Here is a 19,946-nt window from a genome sequence, read left to right as displayed (position 1 = left end):
TTGATTCACCTTGAGGTTGATTTAAAAATTAATTTTAATTTTTTTACCTATTTTTAAGGATTTTTTTGCAGCATTTGCAATTATTAAAGCCCTTCTACCATCCTCATAACTGGAAATTGGTTTAGATTTTTTTTGGGAATATAAAAATAATTCATCTAATTGATTTCTATAAGCATCAACATATCTATCAATGAAAAAATTTAACAGCGGTTTTTTTTGAGATGTTGTTTTTTTTGTAAATAGTTCTGTCTCATTTTCTTTTTTATTACCCGATATTAACATTCCTTTTGAGCCAAATAATTCTACACGTTGGTCATATCCAAAACTACAGTGTCTTGAGTTAGTTATAATACATTGAACTCCTTTTTTAGTTTTTAGAATACAAGAAGCAAGTTCATAATCTTTAATTTTATCAAATCTTTTGTCAGAAATATTACTAGCATTAGAATAAATATTTTCTATTTCATCATCTTTTAAATAAAATCTTATCAAATCAAAATCATGAATCATCATATCATGAAAAATACCACCAGAGACTTTCAGGTAATCAAAAGAAGGTGGTGCTGGATCTCTACTAGTAATTATTATTTTCTCTAGTCTACCAATTTTTCCTCTTAGCAAATCTTTTTTAATTGAACTATGACCTGGGTCATATCTTCTATTAAATCCTAATTGTATTTTTGGATTATATCTTTTAATTTTTTTAAGACATTTATTAACTTTATCAATATTTAAATCTAGGGGTTTTTCACAAAAAATTATTTTTTTATGTTTAGCAGCTTCCTCGATCAGCTTAATATGGGTAGGAGTACTTGAAGCAATAAAAATAATTTTTATAGTATTGTCTCTGAATGCCTCTTGAGGATTATTGATTGGAGTTGAATTTAGTTTTTTGGATAGTTTGCTTGTAAGAGTTTTATTAATATCAAATATATATTTGAGGTTAAAATTTTTGTGAGAATTTAAATTTTCAGCATGCATAATTCCAATTCTTCCAAGACCTATTAAAGCAACATTTATCATAAATTAACCCACTTCTTTTTTCGATTTGATTTTTTACAAGCATCAATAAATTTTGCTGTTTCTAGCCCTTCATTTTCATTGGGATAAAAATATCTATTTTTTGATTTTGATTTTATTGATTTTGCAAATTCTTTATAAATATTTGAAAAAGCATCGAGGTATCCTTCTGGATGACCATATTTAATTCTAGAGAAATTTTTTGAAAAGTTTGCATTATGAAATCCTCTTTCAAGAATTTTAACTGCTCCTCTTGATGGGTTAAACCTTAAATATGTTGGATCGTTTTGTACCCATTCTAAACTTCCCTTTGAGCCAAAAATTCTAATTCGCAAGCCATAAACACCACCTTTTGCAACACAACTAGTCCAAAAAATTCCTTTTGATCCATTCTCAAAGCAAATCATTACTTGTGCGTTACTATCCATATTTATTTTTTTTGAAATTTGGTCAATTTCTGCAAATACTCTTTTTGCCTTTAGGCCCGATATATATAAAGCAAGATGATAACCATGAGATCCAAGTTCGTTTAAGACTGTTGAGCTACCAGCTATTTTTTTATCCAGTTTCCAACCAAATATTTTTTTTGAGTTTTTTTGATTGATTTTTTTACCCTCAGTCCAATCTTGAATATATTCAAAATTAATATGCTCAATTTTACCAATTTTACCTTTTTCAATAAGCATTTTTGCCTCTCTGACCATTGGGTAGGCTGAATAATTATGAGTTAAAGCATATTTAATTTTTTTATTACTCTTTATTTTTTTAATAAGGCTTTTTGCCTGAATTAAATTACCTGCAAAAGGTTTGTCAGATATAATATTAACATTTATATCAATAAATTTTTCAGCAATTATTTGATGACTGCCAGGGGGTGTCATTATAGACACAACATCTATTTTATCTTTTAGTTTTGCCTCACATTCTGCCATTAATTTGTAATTTGAGTAACATCTACTTTCCTCTAAACCTATTTTTTTACCAAATTCTATAGATTTTTTTATATTTCTAGAAAAAACACCAGCAACTATTTCATATTGATTATCAAAGCGGGAAGCAATTCTGTGAACATGACCTATCCAAGAGTCTGGTCCTCCCCCAACAATACCTAACTTTAATTTTTTAGATGCCATTTATAACCTGGTTATATATAAACATATTTACTATGTCAGTAAAATTAGGAATTGCACCAATAGCCTGGAGTAATGATGATATGCCTGAGCTTGGTGGAGATACCCCTTTAGAACAATGCCTATTGGAAGCAAGTGAAGCAGGATTTATTGGAATTGAGTCAGGAGGAAAATTTCCTAAAAAATCTGAAGAACTTTTACCTTTACTAGAAAAATATAAATTAAATTTATGCTCAGGTTGGTATGGTGCTAATTTAAGAAAAAATTCTGTTAAAGAAGAAATAGAAGTTATTCAAGAGCAACTTAAACTTTTTAAAGACTGTAATGCTCCATGTATGGTTTTTGCTGAGGTGTCTGGATCTATTCAAGGAGATCCTAAACGAAAATTATCATCAAGACCTCAGATGAATAATGATGAATGGAAAAGTTTTAACGATAAATTATCAGATATGGGAAAATATTTAGAGGATCAAGGCATGCCTCTTGCTTATCACCATCATATGGGAACAGTTATAGAAACTGAGGATGATACTATTAGATTATTAGAAAATACTAATGATAGTGTTAAATTAACTCTAGACACAGGACATATGTTATTTGCCAAAGGGAATTCAAAAAAAATTCTAGAAAATTTTAGTGAAAGACTAATTCATATGCATTGTAAAGATATTCGAAAAAATGTTTTAGAAAAATCTTTAAAACAAGATTTAAGTTTTAGAGGAGCATTTTTAGAAGGTGCATTTACAGTACCTGGTGATGGATGTATCGATTACAAACCTCTTTTTGATATTTTAAAGAAAAAAAATTATTCAGGCTGGTTAGTTGTGGAAGCAGAGCAAGATCCTTCTAAAGCAAACCCATTTGAATTTGCTAAAATTGGATATAGTTATTTGACAAGGACTTTAGATAAATCAGGAATTTCTTATTAATTTATCTATAGATAGAAGTCAGCTCGTTATTTCCAGCTGCCACACATGGTGATTTAAAACATGTGCCAACTACCCATTCTGATCCAGGTTCAGGCATAAAATTAGATGACATAATAAATATCACACCCATTTCGACTGCTTGACCAGCTTTACCTTCAGCTTTAATTCTTGGGTCAGGGTCTGTTTTAACATTTGTGTCATTTGAAAAAGGATTTTCTATATTAAGATTGTTATTAATATAATTTACTATTTTTTTAGCCTCCCATTCACCATTACATGGATTCCCCCAGACAGTAATTGTTCCATTTTCCGAGCGGTCACATTTATTAATTTCGTTATTAATAAGATCAACAACTTTATTGTGATTATCTCTAACTAATTGAGCTTTTGCCTCTACAGCTGATCTGGTGCTTGCAGTCCAAATTAACATTCCAACCACGAATATTGCTGATAAAGAGACTAAATATTCTAAAAAACCAAATTTTTTAATATCAAAATTCATTATTATAATTTTACAATTTTAGATTTTTCTAATTTTTCATCAAAAAAGTCAATTATGTTTTGAATAGTTTCTTTTCCCATTCTTTTCATACATTCTTCAGTAAAAGCTGCTGTATGAGGACTTAAAAAAACTTTGTCATTTTTTAACAATGGATTGTCTTCTTTTGGAGGTTCAATATCAAATACATCTAGTCCAGCACCAAAAATTAAGTTTTCATTCAGTGCTCTATCTAAATCTATTTCATTTATAATTCCACCTCTTGCAGCATTAATAATAATACAATTTTTTTTCATCTTTTTTATTAAATTTATATCTATCAAATTTTTAGTTTCATTTGTTAAAGGTAGATGTAATGAAATCATATCAATTTTAGATAAAGAATTTTCTAAGTTATCAACTTTAATTCCTCCTAAAGATTTAATTTTTTCTTCATTGATAAATGGATCATAAACAAAAACATTCATTTCAAATCCAAGACACCTTTTTATTAATGCCTGACCAATTCTTCCAAAACCGGCAATTAAAATATTTTTACCCCACAGCTCAATTGTTTTTGGTAATTTATTTCTATCATTAAATTTTCCATTTTTAACAGCATCATCATACATACTTTTTCTTTTGCAAATATTTAAAAGCATAAACATTACATGTTCTGCTACAGCTACTGCATTTGCAGTTGCTGTGATGGTAAGTGTAATTTTATTTTTTTTAATAGCCGCAAGATCAACGTTGTCATAACCAACTCCATGTCTTGATATAACTTTTAATTTTTTTCCTAAATCAATAATCTCACCAGGAAGTTTTGCAGTTCTTATTGAAAGTCCATCACAATTTTGAATTTTATTTTTAATATCATCTAATTTGATTTCTTCTATAATCTCATAGTTATAATTTGGATTACTTTCTAATAATCTTATACCCTCTTCATGGATAGGCTGGATAATCAAAATATTTTTTTTATTGGACACTTTAATATGATTTAGACTCAGCTTTATTTGTTGAACCTTTTATTTTTTCAACATCTGTCTTAGCTTTAATTCCCATACCTCTTTGATCTGAACCAATAGTTACAAAATTAAATCCTTTTTCAATCATCTTAGTTGCATACTCAGGTGTTCCATTGTGTATTCCCGAAAAAATATTATTTTTTTTCGCATGCTCAAGAATTTTTAAAATATGTGAATATGCTTTTGTATTTTCAGGCTTATCAAATCCAGGTTCCTCACCAATAGCCAAACTTAAATCTGCTGGTCCAATATAAATTCCATCAACACCTTTAACCGACATAATTTCATCTAATTTATCTAAGGCCTCCTTAGTTTCAATCATCGCAAATTTTAATAATTCTGTATCTGCATGTTTTGCATAATCTGGTCCTCCATATATTAAACCTCTAACAGGACCAAAACTTCTGTAACCATTAGGCGGATACATGCACGCTTGTACAAATTTTTCAGCTTCTTCTTTATTACTAACCATTGGACATATAACTCCATAAGCGCCAGCATCTAATATCTTCATAATTTGACCTGGCTCATTCCAGTTCACTCTAGCCAGAGGCGTTACATCTGAGGCTGAAATTGTTTGAAGCATAGGCAGAGCATTTGTGTAATCAACCAAACCATGTTGCATATCAATTGTAAGGGAGTCCCAACCTTGTTGTGCCATTGTTTCAGCAGAAACAGTACTGGGAATTTGCAGCCATCCATTAATTACGGGCTTACCTTCACTCATCATTTTTTTTATTTTATTAATTCTCATTAATTTTTTAATCCCATGTGAGTGTATTTAACATTTAGATAATCTTTTATGGCCATTGATCCACCTTCACGTCCATATCCAGTTTGTTTGATACCTCCAAAAGGAGCTTCAGCCACTGCAACTGCAGCAGTGTTAACAGCAACGCAGCCAGTTTCCATAAGCTCAGATGCTCTATGAGCCTGTTCCATAGAATTTGTATAAATATAACTACAAAGTCCCAGATCATTGCTGTTTGCTCTTTCGATAACTTCATCAAATGACTTAAAGGATAACATTGGAACTAATGGACCAAATGGTTCTTGTTTCATTATTGTAAAATCGTCCTTAACATCATCAAAAACAGTAGGTTCATAAAAATAACCCTTGTTAAATCCAGATGGTCTTTTTCCACCCAATAAAACTTTAGCACCTTCTTTCTTTGTAGTCTCAACTAATTGTTCAATTTCACTTAATCTTTTATCAGTAGTTAAAGGACCTAGCTGAACACCCTCATCCATTCCATTACCTATTTTTAATTTTTTAGCTCTTTCAATAAATTTTGAAATGAATTCTTCTTTTTTACTTTCTTGAATATAAAATCTATTAGGAGAAATACATACTTGACCATTATTTCTAAATTTAGCAGTAATCGCCATATCAGCAACTTTATCTATATTTGAGTCTTCAAAGACAATAAAAGGTGAATGACCACTAAGTTCCATTGTTACTCTTTGAACTTTGTCTGCTGCTTTTTTTAAAATTAACTTTCCAACTCTTGTTGATCCAGTAATTGATACTTTCTTAATAATATCAGACTCAATTAATTGTTCTGAGATTGATGCAGGATCTCCTGATAATAAATTAACAACACCATCTGGAACTCCACACTCTTTACATATATTGACTAATTCCATTACAGTGCCTGGTGTAATCACATCAGGTTTGCAAATTACTGAACAACCAGCAGCTAAAGCTGTAGATATTTTTCTTGAAGCTAATATTAAAGGAAAGTTCCAAGGAACTAAAGCCGCAACTACACCAACAGGTTGGTAATAAACGTGCACTCTAGTTTCAGGAAATCTACTCTCCACTGTTTGACCATAAATTCTCTTTGTTTCTTCAGCATTCCATTCAAAGATATCTGCAGCACCTCCAGCTTCACCAACACCTTCAGCCAATGGTTTTCCAACCTCTAAAGTCATCCATTTTGCTAGATCGTCTTGTTTTTCTCTAATTCTGTCTGCAATTTTTCTTATTATATAGGATCTTTGCCAAGGAGTTGTGTTTCTCCAAACTTTTAAACCTTGTTCAGCAGCTTTAAGAGCTTTCTCAACATCACCTTTGCCTGCTTTTGAGGCCTTACCAATAATTTCTTCGGTTGCGGGGTTTATTACATCATAAGTTTCATTGTTTTCTGATTTTTGCCATTTACCATTAATGAATTGTCCAAATTTTTCGTACATAGTCTATTTTTTGTTTAAAGTTTTTTAATGAAATTAATTTAATTTTCGTTTTATATACCCCATTATGAAAAAATTAAAGCTTACATGTGCTCATGCGATTGTTAAATACTTAATTTCTCAAAAAATTATTATAAATGGCAAAAAAGAGCCATTATTCCCAGGTGTGTTTGGAATTTTTGGGCACGGCAACGTTGCTTGCTTAGGACAAGCTTTAGAGGAAAATAAAAAAGAACTACCAACATATAGAGGCCATCATGAGCAAAATATGGCTTTAACAGGAATTGGATATGCTAGAGCTAAGAGAAGACAACAAATTTTTATAGCAACTTCATCAGTAGGTCCGGGTGCAACAAACATGGTAACAGCTGCTGCAGTTGCAATGAGTAATAGGCTTCCAATTTTGTTTTTACCTGGAGATACTTATGCCAATAGAATGCCAGACCCAGTTTTACAGCAAGTAGAACATTTTAATAATCCAGGTATTACAGCAAATGATGCATTTAAACCAGTTACAAGATATTTTGATAGAATTACAAGGCCAGAACAAATCATTCAATCTTTTCCAGCAGCAGTTCAAACCATGTTAGATCCAGCTGATTGTGGACCAGCATGCATAGCACTAAGTCAAGATATACAAGGTCAAACATTTGAATATCCTGAAGAATTCTTTGAGGAAAGAATTCATAAAATTAGAAGACCTAGACCAGATGAATTTCAAATAAAAGATGCTGCAGAAATAATAAAAAAATCAAAAAATCCTATAATAATTTCAGGCGGTGGAGTTTTTTATTCAGATGCAATGGAGGATTTGAGTAATTTTGCTATTAAACATAATATACCTGTTACTCAAACTGTTATGGGATATTCCACCATGAAAAGAGACCACTCACACTTTGCAGGTCAAATAGGTGGTCTAGGAGGAAAAAATACCAATACACTTGCAAAACAAACTGATCTTGCAATTGCAGTGGGAACAAAACTTGCAGATTTTACTACAGGCTCATGGGCAAATTTTGAAAATGAAAAATTCAGATTAGTAACAATTAATGTTTCTAGGTTTGATGCAAACAAACATTTGGCTCAAGCAGTTGTAGGGGATGCTAAAGTTTCTTTGAGAGAATTATCAAATGCTTTAGGAGATTGGAAATTAGGTGATGAGTGGAATAAAAAATCACAAGTAGAATTAAAAGCTTGGAACGAACAAGTTGATAAGGAAAGTGCACCTTCTAATCAAGAGATACCAAGTTATGTTCAGGTAATTGGTACAATATATAAAAATTCAGACCCATCCGATATTGCAGTTACAGCTGCAGGTGGACTTGTTGGGGAAGTAGTACAAGTTTGGCGTCCAAGAGAGCTCAATACTCATGAAACAGAATGGGGTTTTAGTTGTATGAGTTATGAAATATCCGGCGCTTTGGGAATTAAAATGGCAAATCCAGATAAGGAAGTAATCTCTTTTGTTGGTGATGGTTCTTATTTGTTAAATAATACTGATATATATTCATCAGTAATTACCAAGAATAAATTAATTATCATAGTCTGTGATAATGGAGGATTTGCCGTAATTAATCGTCTTCAATTATTCAAAGGTGGCAAAGAATACAATAATTTATTAAAAAGTTCTAATACACCAGGATTAGTAGATGTTGATTTTGCTAAACATGCAGAAAGTATGGGAGCTAAATCAGAAAAGGTAGAAAGTTTAACCGAACTAGCTGAAGCTTTTAAAAGAGCAAAACAATCAGATGTTACTTATGTAATTTCAATAAAAACTCATGCATATAAATGGTTAGAAGGCTCAGCTTTCTGGGATAGCCCAACATTAGAAATTCCAACTACTAAAGAAAATGAAGATGCAATAAAACTTTATAAAGAAGGAAAAAGCAAACAAAGACAAGGTATTTAAATCCTAATGAATAAAGTTTTTAAAGTAGGATTAATTGGGTGTGGACATATATCAGAGACTTATTTTAGAGCTGAAAGGTATTTTAATAATATAAAAATTATCAAATGTGCAGATATTAATCACAACAATGCAGTCAGATGTGCAAAAACATATAAAATAAAAGCACTAACTGTTAATGAACTTTTAAAAGATAAAGAAGTTGAAATCATTTTAAATTTAACAATTCCAAAAGCTCACTATAAAGTTGCAAAACAAGCGCTAGTTAACGGGAAACATGTTTATTCTGAAAAACCATTAGCAATAAGTTTTAAGGATGGGAAAGATTTAGTTAAAATAGCAAAAAAGAAAAAACTATATATAGGCAATGCCCCAGATACTTTTTTAGGAGGAGGAATTCAAAGATCAAAAGAATTAGTTGATAAAAAAATTATTGGTAAAATTAATTTGGGAAATGCAATCTTTGCCTATCCAGGAATTCAATCTTATCATCCAAACCCAGAGCCCTGGTTTGCTAAAAAAGAGGGAGGTCCAGTTATTGATATGGGTCCTTATTATTTAACAGCTCTAGTAAATTTGCTAGGACCTGCAAAAAAAGTAACAGGAAGTATTTTGAATGGAGTTAAAAGAAGAACAATTGGGATTGGCCCTAGAAAAAACAAAACATTTAAAGTTGAATGCCCAACAACTTATTTATCAACAATTATATTTGAAAAAGGAACAATTATAAGACTAACTCTTTCTTTTGATGTGATAGCCCATCAAAGAAATCATATAGAATTATATGGTGAAAAAGGTTCAATGATAGTCCCAGATCCAAATATGTTTGGTGGTTCAGTTTTTGTATGTAAAAATTTAGGTGGACCTTGGAAAGAATATAAAACAAATAAAATGCCTTTGGGAAAAATTAATATCAGATCCCAAAGCTCTAGAGCAAATGAGTCTCCAACTAATGCAAATTATCGAGGAGTAGGTTTAGCTGAAATGGCTTATTCAATTCAAAATAAGAGAATTAATAAATGTAATGGTGAATTATCTTTACATGTATTAGACATAATTCAATCAACTATGAAAGCTTGTAAGTCTGGCAAAACACAAGCGATTAAAACAAGCTGTAAGAAACCTGCTTCATTTACTTTGAAAGACATTAAAAAAATTTTGATATAAATTATGCAAATTGGAATTGACCTAGGAGCTAGTAAAATTGAATTTGTTTTATTGGATAAAGATGGCAATGAACATCATAGAGAGAGAATTGATGCACCAAAAGACTATAAAAAAACTTTATCAGCTATAAAGGATATAGTTATTCAACTTGAAAAAAAAGCAGGTAAAGATTTACCTGTTGGGGTATGTCATCCAGGTATTCACTCCATTCAAACTGGTTTAGTTAAAAACGCACCTAATTCTTATTGGATTAATGAAAAACCTCTTCAAAAAGATCTTAGAACAACATTGAGCAAGGAAATTTATTGTGAAAATGATGCTAATTGCTTTGCATTATCAGAGGCGATTGATGGATCTGGCAAACATTACAATATTGTTTTTGGTCTAATTTTGGGTTCAGGTATCGGTGGAGGTTTAGTAATCGATAAGAAAATTGTAAATGGGCCAAATGGAATTACTGGAGAATGGGGGCACAATCAGTTACCAAGTGTTGGTTTGGGAGAGACTAAAATTAAAAAAACAAATTTAAGAGCCGGAGAGATAGAGCAATATGTTGCAGGACTTGGAGTATCTAGGGGATTTAAAGACAAGTATAAAAGAGATTTTACTGCTCAAAGAGTTTTTGAACTCTATAGAAAACATGACTTAGATGCTGAGAATTTTATTGATGAGTATAAAGAACGTTTAGCGATGTCTTTAGCAATAGTAATAAATATTTTAGACCCAGATGTTTTTGTATTTGGCGGTGGTGTTTCAAACGAGATAGATTTTTTTGATGAAATTAAAAAAAAGATTAAAAAATATGTTGCAGGTGGTGAATTTGAAGGTGTTTTTTTAAAACCAAAATTTGGTGACGCAAGTGGTGTGAGAGGAGCTGCTCGATTAGCTAGAAGAACAAACTATTAAATATGAGGTTAATATAAAATTATGAAATTACTTAGAGTTGGCGAGGTTGATCAAGAGATACCAGCAATTTTAGACTCAGATAATAAATTAAGAAGTTTATCAAGTTATATTGATGATTTTAATTCAAGATCATTAAACCTTGATACAATTGAGAAAATTAAAAATATAGACTTAAAAGCTTTACCTGAGATTAGTTCTGATATCAGAATTGGATCATGTGTTTCTAGACCAGGTAACTTTTTTGCAATAGGGTTAAATTATAAAGAACATGCCGAAGAAACAGGCGCTAAAGCTCCAGATTATCCAGTTGTATTTAATAAGTCTGTACATTCAATTGTAGGTCCAAATGACAATATTATTATCCCAAAAAATTCAAAAAAATTAGATCATGAAGTTGAAATTGCCATGGTCATTGGAAAAAAAGCAAAAAGAATAAATGAGAATGAGGCTCAAGATTATGTATTTGGTTACTGTATTTGTAATGATGTAAGTGAAAGAGATTGGCAAAAAAATAAAGGTGGTCAGTGGGTTAAGGGTAAATCAGGCGATACTTTTGGACCTTTAGGCCCTTATCTTGTTACTAAAGATGAAATAGAAAATTTGAATAATCTTAATTTAAGTTTGGATGTAAATGGCAATAGACATCAAACAGGAAACACAAGTTTAATGATATTTAATTTTAATTATCTAATTGCTCACTTAAGTAGTTTTATAACTTTAATGCCTGGAGACATAATTACTACAGGCACACCCCCTGGAGTTGGTTTGGGAATGAATCCTCCTAAATTTTTAAAAGATGGTGATGAGTTGTTTTTAAAAGTAGATCATCTAGGAGAACAAAAGTCCAAAGTTGTCTCTGAAAAATAACTTAAAATGACAGAATATCTAATTGCTATAGGAGCAGGTCTGATAAGCTTTTTATCACCTTGTGTTTTACCTTTGATACCAGGATATATTTCGTTTGTATCAGGGCAATCTTTACAAGAGATCATCAATCAAAAAAAAAATAATCTAACACCACTAGTTTTATTTTGCCTAGGTTTTTCAACTGTATTTATTCTTTTAGGTGCTACCGCATCAGTAATTGGTCAAATATTTTTACAAAATTCAGATATTTTAAGGATTGTAGCTGGTTTTATTATTATAATCTTTTCTCTTCAATTAATTGGAATATTAAATTTAAATTTCTTAAATTTTGAAAAACGATTTGAGGCAAAAAAAACTAATAATATTTTTTTTCCATATTTAATTGGTCTTGCGTTTGGTTTTGGTTGGACGCCTTGCATAGGTCCAATTTTAGGTTCAATATTAACTCTTGCTGCAATTGAAGAAACTTTAATTAAAGCAGTAATTTTGCTTAGTCTTTATTCATTGGGTTTAGCTATTCCATTTATTTTATCTGGAGCTTTGATACAGAAATTTTTGATATTTTCTAAAAATTTTAAAAAAAATATAAATTTAATCTCTAAAATTGGTGGCATTATCTTATTGATTACAGGTGTATTAATCCTAACTAATCAACTACAAACATTAGGTTTCTATTTACTTAATATTTTTCCTTTTTTACAAAATTTAGGATAGTTTATCTTTATGAAATTTTATCAAATTGACTCAAGTGCTAGAAAAGATGGATCAACATCTAGAGCATTAGCAAAAAAACTTTTAGATAAAATTAAGAAACCTGAAGATGAGGTGATTTATCGAGACTTAGATGATGAGATGGTTTTTGTATCTGGATTAACAGAGTCGGGTATGAAAATTGAGGAAAAAGATAGAACTGAACATCATAAAAAAATGTTTGAATTATCTGATAAGTTAGTCAGCGAATTAAAAGAAAGTGATGTAATAATAATCTCTGCTCCAATTTATAATTATGGACCACCCGCAACATTAAAAGCTTGGGCTGATCTTGCTGCAAGAGTCGGTGAAACATTTAGATTTAAACCTGATGGAAGAAGAGAAGGTCTTCTTAGCAATAAGAGAGCCTTTTTAGTGATTACTTCTGGCGGTACAAAACTTAATAGTAATGAGGATTTTTTAACCCCATGGTTAAAATTTATATTAAATTTTTTTGGAATTGAAAAAGTTGATGTAGTTAGTGCAGATCAAATGGCTCTAGATTATGAAAAATCTATTAAAGAGGCTGAGACTCAAATTGAAAATATATCTATAGATTAAATTTTCGTTTTAAATATTTTAATTTACCTTCGGTGCTATCATAATCAATATAACAACCTTGTAAAAATCTATTACCTTCATTAGCGTCATAAACAGTTCTACCATGCAATAATCGATGATTATCCATCATTAATAAATCTCCAGGTGTTAATTTAAATTCAATTCTAAAATCATTAGAGTTATACAATTCAGAAATCTTATTTCTTGCTTTATAAAAAAGTTCTAATTTACTTTTTTCAAGTAGTGGAACAAAATCTAATCTTGGACTAAATCTTACTTGTTTAAACTGATTATTTTCATCTAGACTTATCATTTCTGCCCAGCTTTCGAGAACTACACTTTCGTCTATAAATTGGAATCTTATTTTAATTTCAGTTAAAATTTCATAAAATTCTGGAAAATCATTTTTGAGTTGTTCGGTTACCGTATATCCATCAACTAAAGTAGAGTATCCACCGCTTACTTCATTTTTTATACAATGTAAAATTTGAATACAAGGAACAGGGTTTCTGTATGGATTGTCAGTATGTGGTGCTAGTGGCAATGATGTGTAGGCTAAATCATTTGGATTTGGTTTCGATTTAACATCAAAATACTCACCAAAGTTTGTTCTTCGAATATTTCCAATTGAGTTTGCAAAATTTACTAAAAAATTATTGGATGTAGGTACTTTTCTAAAAATAACAAAACCATATTGATAAAATTTATTTAAGGCATCAAACATTGATTTTTCTTCAAAAAAATTTTCTTTAAAATCAAAATAATTAAAATTTTTAAGATTAGAATCCCATTTAATTTTTCTAATTAACTTTAAGTCGCTATCAGTTGAAATTTCTTTAAAAATATTTTCGATTGCTATTTTAGTGGTAACTCCATCCTTAAAAATTACTTCCAAAAAGTTTTCAGACAAATTAAGTTTAGAAACTTCCACATTTTCTTTTAATTGTGTAGGATCAAATAACCTTTGCTTAGTTATGCTATCAACATATTGATCACCATCTACTCTTTCTCTAAGCCAAAAGGGATGTATTTCTTTTTTTTGACCATTCTCATTATAAAAAACTTTATTTTCAGATAATTCAATTTTCATAAGATTGTTTGATGATTATTTAAATTTTAGCTTTAATCAATATCAATAAAATAGTAATAGATTAATGTGAGTATTATAAAACCATCAGATTATAGAACTTTTTCAAACTTTATTGAAAATTTAGCCAAAAAATTAACTAAATTTTATTATTCAAAATTAAACAAAAAGTTCACTACATCTAATAAACTAAAAGGAAGAGGGTACGATCCTGTAACTACTGCCGATAAAGCTTTTGAAAAATTTATTAGAAAAGAAATCAATTCAAAATTTCCTAAGCATCAAATTATTGGTGAGGAGTTTGGGCACCAAAAATCGAAAAGTGATTTTACTTGGGTTATTGACCCAATTGATGGAACAAGATCATTTGTAATTGGCAACCCTACTTGGAGTAATTTAATATCATTAAATTATAAAGACAAACCAATTGTTGGTTTAGCTAATTTTCCAATACTTAAAAAATATTATTTTAATTCATCAAATAAATCATCACATGTAGTTGAAAATGGAAAAAAACATAAAATCAAAGTAAATTCCAAAGTAGATTTTGCCAACATGAAAATGTCAGCAGCATTTCATGGTGGTTTAACTCTCAATCAGCAGAAAAAAATTCCAAAAATTTTAGAATTAATGCAATTTCCATGTGCTGATGCTCTGAGTTATTCTCATTTTGCTGAAGGGAAAATTGATGTAGTAATTCAGTGTTCCAATAAGATATGGGATATCCATCCATTAATACCAATTATTAAAGCTTCCGGTGGTTTTGTTAGTACTTGGAAAAATGAAGATCCAGTTAATGCTGGAAACATTGTTTGTTCTGCAAACATCAACATACACAAAAAATTAATAAACTTATTAAAACCAATTAAGTAAATTTAAATTTTTACCTAATAATATTTATTTTTTGCAAACATCTAATAAATATAAATTTAATTAATATTAATAAAATTCTTATGTTAAGTTTACTTTTGCCTTTAACTCTATAATCAAATTTAATTTTTATATCTTTGACCTTATAATTCTTGTTTGTATAAATCAGATCAGCTAAAATTTTAAATCCATTCAAAAAAAGCCTTTTTTTATTATTTATATAAATTTTCTTTTTAAATAAAAAAAAACCACTCATAGGATCAATCGTAGAGTTTCCAAATAGGATATGTAAAATCTTTATTAAAAATATAGATGAAAATTGCCTAAATATATTTAAACTTTTAACCCTTTTATTTAAGAGATCTCTTGCACCAATTACAAAATCATAATTATTATCTCTGAAATTATCAAACATTTTTCTGATATATTTTGGATTGTGCTGAAGATCTCCATCCATAACTAAAATATTATCAAATTTTGAGAATTCAAAACCATCTTTGCATGATTGTGACAGATCTCTTTTTTTATTTCTAAAAATTATTTTTAATCTTTTTATTTTTTTTTTTAATTTTTTTAAAGTCTCTATAGATCCATCAGTTGATGAGTCATCAACAACTATGATTTCATAAACGTAATTTTTATATTTAAGATAGTAATTGATTCTATTAATTAAAATAGTGATATTTTTTTTTTCGTTTAAAATAGGAATTATAATTGAAAATTTCATTATTTACTTATTTGGTATAGAATATATCGCCTGTGAAGAAAAATACATTCATTAATTTATATTTGGTGCTAATTCCCTATTTTATTTTAGCACCTTATGTATTTAAGTTTATTGAAGTAGGAAATGATTTTGAACTATATTATTTCACATATAAAAAATATATTTTTGAATTTTTTAGAATTGGAATAATTCCTTTTTGGTCTCCTGCCGAAGCATCTGGTTATTCATTAATATTTAATCCTTTATCTCAATTTTTTTATTTACCATCTTGGATATTTTATATTTTTTGTTTAGTTATTGGAGAATTAAGTAAGTATAGTTTTTTAGTTTATACGATTTTTGCAATTTCAATTTTTAATATAGGACTTTATAAGTTTCTTAAAGATTTTAAGATTAATTATAAAGTTATAATTTGTACAATTTTCATAACTTGCTTAAGCTTAAAAGTCACAGAATTGTTACGATTTCCAAATGCTTTACATTCACTTGCATGGTTTCCCTGGGTACTACATGGGATTAATTTAGCAATAATAAAAAATGAATCAAAAAAAAGTTTTTTTGTAATATTTTTTTCAACTTTAATGCTTTTTACTGCAGGATATCCATACTATATATTTTATGGATTTATTTTGTCTTCAGTTTATTTCATTTTTATTTTCCTAAATAATAAAAAAAACTTAATTTTTAATTGTCAAAAAGATATAATAGAAAAAAAATATAAGTTTTTCTTAAAATGTTTATACCCATCTCTTCTTTCGTTACTTTTTTCATTACCATGGCTACTGAAAGTTTCTCAATTAATGAGTATTACGGATGGAAGAGATCAATTAGATTACAATTTTTCATTAAATTTAAGTAGCAATTTAGTAGATCAATTAGGTTCTTGGATATTCCCTCCCTTTGCTAATACAGAAGGTTGGTATTACTTTGGAGCCTTAAGCGTGATGTTGATTATCACATCTTTGTTAATAACATTTGTTAAAGAAAAAGAAAAAACTCAATTTTATCAAAACAAATTTATTCTAATTTTATTAATATTCTTATTATTTTTTACATATCAATTTTCTAATCCAAAAGATTCATTAATATTTAGAATTTTTTGGGACAATTTAGATTTTATTCAAAATTTTAGATTTTGGATAAGAATTAATGTTATTTTAGTTCCTATTATTTCTCTTGCCTTAGCAATATCGTTAAACCTTATTATTATGCTTTTAAAACAAAGAGAAATTTTAATACGAAATAAAATTTTAGAAAAATTATTTATAATTTTTATAGTAATTATTTTACTACAAATTTATTTTATTTTTTTTAGTAATTATGAAAATAATTATTGGGATACATGGCACGAAAAAAGAATTAATTATGCTATAGATTTATTTCCTTATTTTTTAAAAATATTAGCAGCTTCTTATAATAATTTTCTGTATCCTTTTTTCTTTACAATATCTTTTCTGTTAATTTTCTTCATATTTAGAAATAAAAAATTAAATATTTATTTGATTAAAAATTCTACAAAGATTTGTTTTATTTTTGCAATAATAGTATTTACTGAATTATTTTTTCTTACTAATATTCAATGGGCAATACCATATAGGTACTATGACACAGGATTTAAGAATTTAAACTTAAAGGTAAATTACAATTCATTTAATGAAGATCCTTTATTAGATTTACAAAAAGCATTTAATGCCAGTCGAATTTCAATCGAAAAAAGTGGAAATAACCACTATGAGGGTAATACCTACTACAGAAATAACAAGAAATTTAACATAAATCATATTTCTAATTGGGGTAACAAAAATCATGTTCAAATATTTAAGAAATACTTTAAATCTAACGGAGAATTTAAAGAAGATTTAGAAAAAAATACAATTAAAAACGTAAAATATTTTTTTGGTCTTGATAAAAGTGCAAAAAAACTTTTTTTTTCTAATAAAATTGATCATTTAGAAATTAATGATTTTATATCGGATAGCATAAAAAAAGAGTCAGAGAGTGAATTTAATAGCAAAGTTTCTTTTTATAATGGTAATGAAGTTCAAATCATTATCAGCACTAGTCAATCTGGTTGGTTGACATATATTGACACTTGGGATCCTAATTGGACTTCAACGGTAAATAATGAAAATGTTAAAATGAATAAGTTATTTCAAGCATATAAATCAGTTTTTATTAAAAAGGGAATATCAACAGTAAAATTTACCTACAAACCATTTAATTTAAATTTTGATGATTTATTTTAGCCAACTTGGGTAGGGAAGTGCTTTTTCCTCAAGAAATTTTTTATTAAACATTTTTGATGAATATTTGTCGCTTTTATCACAAAGAATTGTAACAATAGTTTTTCCAGGTCCTAATTCTTTACCCATTCTTATTGCTCCAGCAATATTAATCCCACAACTTGTACCCAAACTTAAACCTTCATTTTGGATTAAATCATACAATATGGGTAATGCTTCTTTATCATCAATAGAATATGCATCATCTATTTTTGCATTTTCAAAATTTTTTGTAACTCTACTTGATCCAATTCCCTCCGTAATTGAACCACCCTCAGATTTTAATTCACCATTCTTGATATAATTGTAAAGAGCAGAACCTTTTGGATCAGATAAATATATTTTTATATCTTTATTCTTTTCTTTGAGAGCATTACTAACTCCAGAAATTGTTCCTCCAGTTCCTGAAGAACAAACAAATCCATCTACTTTACCTTCAGTTTGTTCCCAAATTTCCCTGCCTGTTCCTTCGTAATGACCTCTAGCATTTGCGGTATTATCAAATTGATTGGCCCAAATAACTCCATTGTTATTAGTTGGTCTTAATTCACCAGCAAGTCTTGCAGCAACTTTTACAAAATTATTTTCATCTTTGTAGGGTTTTGCAGGCACTAATCTTAACTCTGCACCTAAATTCCTTAATATATCTTTTTTTTCTTGAGTTTGATTGTCGTTCATAACAATAATTGTTTTATATCCAAGTGAATTTCCAAGAAGCCCTAAGCCAATTCCGGTATTACCCGCAGTACCTTCAACAACTGTTCCACCTTTGGAAATAAGTTTTTTTTCTTGAGCATCTTTCAATAAAGCTAATGCAGCTCTATCTTTCACAGATCCACCTGGGTTTAAAAATTCAGCTTTTCCATAAATATTACAGCCAGTAATTTCTGATGCTGCTCTTAATTTGATAAGAGGAGTATTCCCAATCCCTGAAATAAAATCGTCTTGAATGTTACTCATTATTTTTTTTAGCATCACTATCTGGAGTGATACCATACGGTTTAAATTCACTATCTGCTAATCCAACGTTCTTAGCAGGTATTCCAACCATTACAGCTTTTTCAGGAACATCTTTAGTGATTACTGCGTTTGCACCAATTTTTGCACATCTACCAACTGTAACTGGACCAAGTACTTGCGCACCAGAACCAATTACCACTTCATCTTGAATTGTTGGATGTCTTTTAACGTTTCTTTGATTGTTTGAATTAATGCTTGGTGCAATACCTCCTAATGTTACCATATGATAAATAGTTACGTTATCTCCAATGTCGGATGTTTCACCAATCACAACTCCCATACCATGATCAATAAATAAATTTTTTCCAATATTTGCATTTGGATGAATTTCTATTCCAGTTAGAAATCTTGAAAATTGCGAGATGATTCTTGCAATCAAGTTGAATTTTGCTTTAGCAAAAAAATTTGCAAATCTGTGAAAAAAAACAGCTTTAACACCTGGATAGGTTAAAATTAAACTTAATTTTGATTTTGCAGCAGGATCTCTATCAATTATGGATTGTAAAAAATCATTCATGAGCTTTTTGCCAGGTTGATATAAAATTACTGACATATATAGTTATTAAATAATTTTATTAAAGAACTAAATATGTACAAAAATACTAACTGTTTTCATTTAGCAATACCTTGTGGTGATTTAGAAAAAGCAAAGAAATTTTATAGCGAGACATTAGGCTGTAGGTTAGATAATGCTGATCAAGAATGGGCAGATGTGGATTTTTGGGGAAACGAGTTAACACTCCATGCAAGTGAACAAAAATTAGAAAATGAAAGACATGATGTAGATATGGGCAATGTGTCTGTCCCACATTTTGGTGTGCATTTATCTAGAAAAGATTTTGATGCTCTTAAACAAAGACTAAAAAATAATGGTACAAAATATTATGATGAGCCATACTTAAGATTTAAAGGCACAAAGTATGAGCAAGAAACTTTTTTTGTAAAAGATCCAAATGAAAATATTTTAGAGATCAAAACTCTAACCGCTAACTCAGATTAATTTTAAGATTAAATAATCT

20 protein-coding genes are annotated in these 19,946 nt (G+C 29.1%); 10 read left to right on the top strand and 10 right to left on the bottom strand.

Translation table 11 applies throughout. The annotated features are described in order from the left end of the window. Nucleotides 1-21: 21 nt before the first annotated feature. Nucleotides 22-1,023, bottom strand: a complete 1,002-nt coding sequence (gene iolG / locus ACTTAU_RS06135; protein ID WP_438304015.1) for an inositol 2-dehydrogenase — start codon at nt 1,021-1,023, stop codon at nt 22-24. Next, nucleotides 1,020-2,153, bottom strand: a complete 1,134-nt coding sequence (locus tag ACTTAU_RS06130; RefSeq protein ID WP_438304013.1) for a Gfo/Idh/MocA family protein — start codon at nt 2,151-2,153, stop codon at nt 1,020-1,022. The genes iolG and ACTTAU_RS06130 overlap by 4 nt, the downstream gene beginning before the upstream one ends. 32 nt (nt 2,154-2,185) lie before the next feature. Between ACTTAU_RS06130 and iolE the strand changes: the two genes are divergently transcribed. After that, a complete protein-coding gene (gene iolE, locus ACTTAU_RS06125) occupies nt 2,186-3,079 on the top strand; it encodes a myo-inosose-2 dehydratase (RefSeq protein ID WP_438304011.1) in 894 nt (297 codons plus the stop codon). Nucleotide 3,080: 1 nt separating this feature from the next. Here iolE and ACTTAU_RS06120 read toward each other — a convergent pair whose 3' ends face one another. From ACTTAU_RS06120 to ACTTAU_RS06105, 4 genes are read right to left on the bottom strand one after another with little or no spacing between them, the layout of a single operon-like run. Next, nucleotides 3,081-3,581, bottom strand: coding sequence for a hypothetical protein (locus tag ACTTAU_RS06120; RefSeq protein WP_438304009.1), 501 nt, complete (start codon nt 3,579-3,581; stop codon nt 3,081-3,083). A gap of 2 nt (nt 3,582-3,583) precedes the next feature. Further along, complete coding sequence (locus tag ACTTAU_RS06115; protein ID WP_438304008.1) at nt 3,584-4,549, bottom strand: hydroxyacid dehydrogenase; 966 nt, start codon at nt 4,547-4,549, stop codon at nt 3,584-3,586. A 1-nt stretch (nt 4,550) separates the two neighbouring features. Then, nucleotides 4,551-5,342, bottom strand: coding sequence for an HpcH/HpaI aldolase family protein (locus tag ACTTAU_RS06110; RefSeq protein ID WP_438304006.1), 792 nt, complete (start codon nt 5,340-5,342; stop codon nt 4,551-4,553). Continuing rightward, complete coding sequence (locus ACTTAU_RS06105; protein WP_438304004.1) at nt 5,342-6,784, bottom strand: NAD-dependent succinate-semialdehyde dehydrogenase; 1,443 nt, start codon at nt 6,782-6,784, stop codon at nt 5,342-5,344. Before ACTTAU_RS06105 ends, ACTTAU_RS06110 begins: the two co-directional genes overlap by 1 nt. A gap of 64 nt (nt 6,785-6,848) precedes the next feature. Between ACTTAU_RS06105 and iolD the strand changes: the two genes are divergently transcribed. From iolD to ACTTAU_RS06075, 6 genes are read left to right on the top strand one after another with little or no spacing between them, the layout of a single operon-like run. Then, nucleotides 6,849-8,693, top strand: coding sequence for a 3D-(3,5/4)-trihydroxycyclohexane-1,2-dione acylhydrolase (decyclizing) (gene iolD, locus ACTTAU_RS06100; protein ID WP_438304002.1), 1,845 nt, complete (start codon nt 6,849-6,851; stop codon nt 8,691-8,693). 6 nt (nt 8,694-8,699) lie between these two features. Next, nucleotides 8,700-9,857, top strand: a complete 1,158-nt coding sequence (locus ACTTAU_RS06095) for a Gfo/Idh/MocA family protein (RefSeq protein ID WP_438304000.1) — start codon at nt 8,700-8,702, stop codon at nt 9,855-9,857. A gap of 3 nt (nt 9,858-9,860) precedes the next feature. Beyond that, nucleotides 9,861-10,763 (top strand): ROK family protein, encoded by a 903-nt coding sequence (locus ACTTAU_RS06090; protein WP_438303998.1) that lies wholly within the window; start codon nt 9,861-9,863, stop codon nt 10,761-10,763. A gap of 21 nt (nt 10,764-10,784) precedes the next feature. Further along, complete coding sequence (locus tag ACTTAU_RS06085) at nt 10,785-11,630, top strand: fumarylacetoacetate hydrolase family protein (protein WP_438303996.1); 846 nt, start codon at nt 10,785-10,787, stop codon at nt 11,628-11,630. A gap of 6 nt (nt 11,631-11,636) precedes the next feature. Next, the gene (locus ACTTAU_RS06080) at nt 11,637-12,344 is read left to right on the top strand and encodes a cytochrome c biogenesis CcdA family protein (RefSeq protein WP_438303994.1); all 708 of its coding nucleotides are present in this window, start codon (nt 11,637-11,639) and stop codon (nt 12,342-12,344) included. 9 nt (nt 12,345-12,353) lie between these two features. Next, the gene (locus ACTTAU_RS06075; protein WP_438303993.1) at nt 12,354-12,941 is read left to right on the top strand and encodes an FMN-dependent NADH-azoreductase; all 588 of its coding nucleotides are present in this window, start codon (nt 12,354-12,356) and stop codon (nt 12,939-12,941) included. On the opposite strand, the gene ACTTAU_RS06070 is transcribed toward ACTTAU_RS06075, so the two are convergent. Beyond that, the gene (locus ACTTAU_RS06070) at nt 12,931-14,031 is read right to left on the bottom strand and encodes a TauD/TfdA family dioxygenase (protein ID WP_438303991.1); all 1,101 of its coding nucleotides are present in this window, start codon (nt 14,029-14,031) and stop codon (nt 12,931-12,933) included. The two genes, ACTTAU_RS06075 and ACTTAU_RS06070, sit on opposite strands and share 11 nt — an antisense overlap. Before the next feature lie 66 nt (nt 14,032-14,097). Between ACTTAU_RS06070 and ACTTAU_RS06065 the strand changes: the two genes are divergently transcribed. Next, the gene (locus tag ACTTAU_RS06065) at nt 14,098-14,901 is read left to right on the top strand and encodes an inositol monophosphatase family protein (protein WP_438303989.1); all 804 of its coding nucleotides are present in this window, start codon (nt 14,098-14,100) and stop codon (nt 14,899-14,901) included. A gap of 10 nt (nt 14,902-14,911) precedes the next feature. Here ACTTAU_RS06065 and ACTTAU_RS06060 read toward each other — a convergent pair whose 3' ends face one another. Then, nucleotides 14,912-15,625, bottom strand: a complete 714-nt coding sequence (locus ACTTAU_RS06060; protein ID WP_438303988.1) for a glycosyltransferase — start codon at nt 15,623-15,625, stop codon at nt 14,912-14,914. 32 nt (nt 15,626-15,657) lie between these two features. Between ACTTAU_RS06060 and ACTTAU_RS06055 the strand changes: the two genes are divergently transcribed. Further along, the gene (locus ACTTAU_RS06055; RefSeq protein WP_438303986.1) at nt 15,658-17,871 is read left to right on the top strand and encodes a hypothetical protein; all 2,214 of its coding nucleotides are present in this window, start codon (nt 15,658-15,660) and stop codon (nt 17,869-17,871) included. Here the strand turns inward: ACTTAU_RS06055 and ACTTAU_RS06050 are convergent. Next, complete coding sequence (locus tag ACTTAU_RS06050) at nt 17,863-18,867, bottom strand: cysteine synthase A (RefSeq protein WP_438303984.1); 1,005 nt, start codon at nt 18,865-18,867, stop codon at nt 17,863-17,865. The genes ACTTAU_RS06055 and ACTTAU_RS06050 overlap by 9 nt on opposite strands. Beyond that, nucleotides 18,860-19,444, bottom strand: a complete 585-nt coding sequence (gene epsC / locus ACTTAU_RS06045; RefSeq protein WP_438306224.1) for a serine O-acetyltransferase EpsC — start codon at nt 19,442-19,444, stop codon at nt 18,860-18,862. The genes ACTTAU_RS06050 and epsC overlap by 8 nt, the downstream gene beginning before the upstream one ends. A 72-nt stretch (nt 19,445-19,516) precedes the next feature. On the opposite strand from epsC, the gene ACTTAU_RS06040 reads away from it, so the two are divergent. Beyond that, nucleotides 19,517-19,927, top strand: a complete 411-nt coding sequence (locus ACTTAU_RS06040; protein ID WP_438303982.1) for a VOC family protein — start codon at nt 19,517-19,519, stop codon at nt 19,925-19,927. The last annotated feature ends 19 nt before the right edge of the window (nt 19,928-19,946 follow it).

This window comes from Candidatus Pelagibacter sp. HIMB1505 (assembly GCF_052047915.1).
Taxonomy (GTDB): Bacteria; Pseudomonadota; Alphaproteobacteria; order Pelagibacterales; family Pelagibacteraceae; genus Pelagibacter; species Pelagibacter communis_A.
This window is presented reverse-complemented; position numbering and strand designations above follow the sequence as displayed.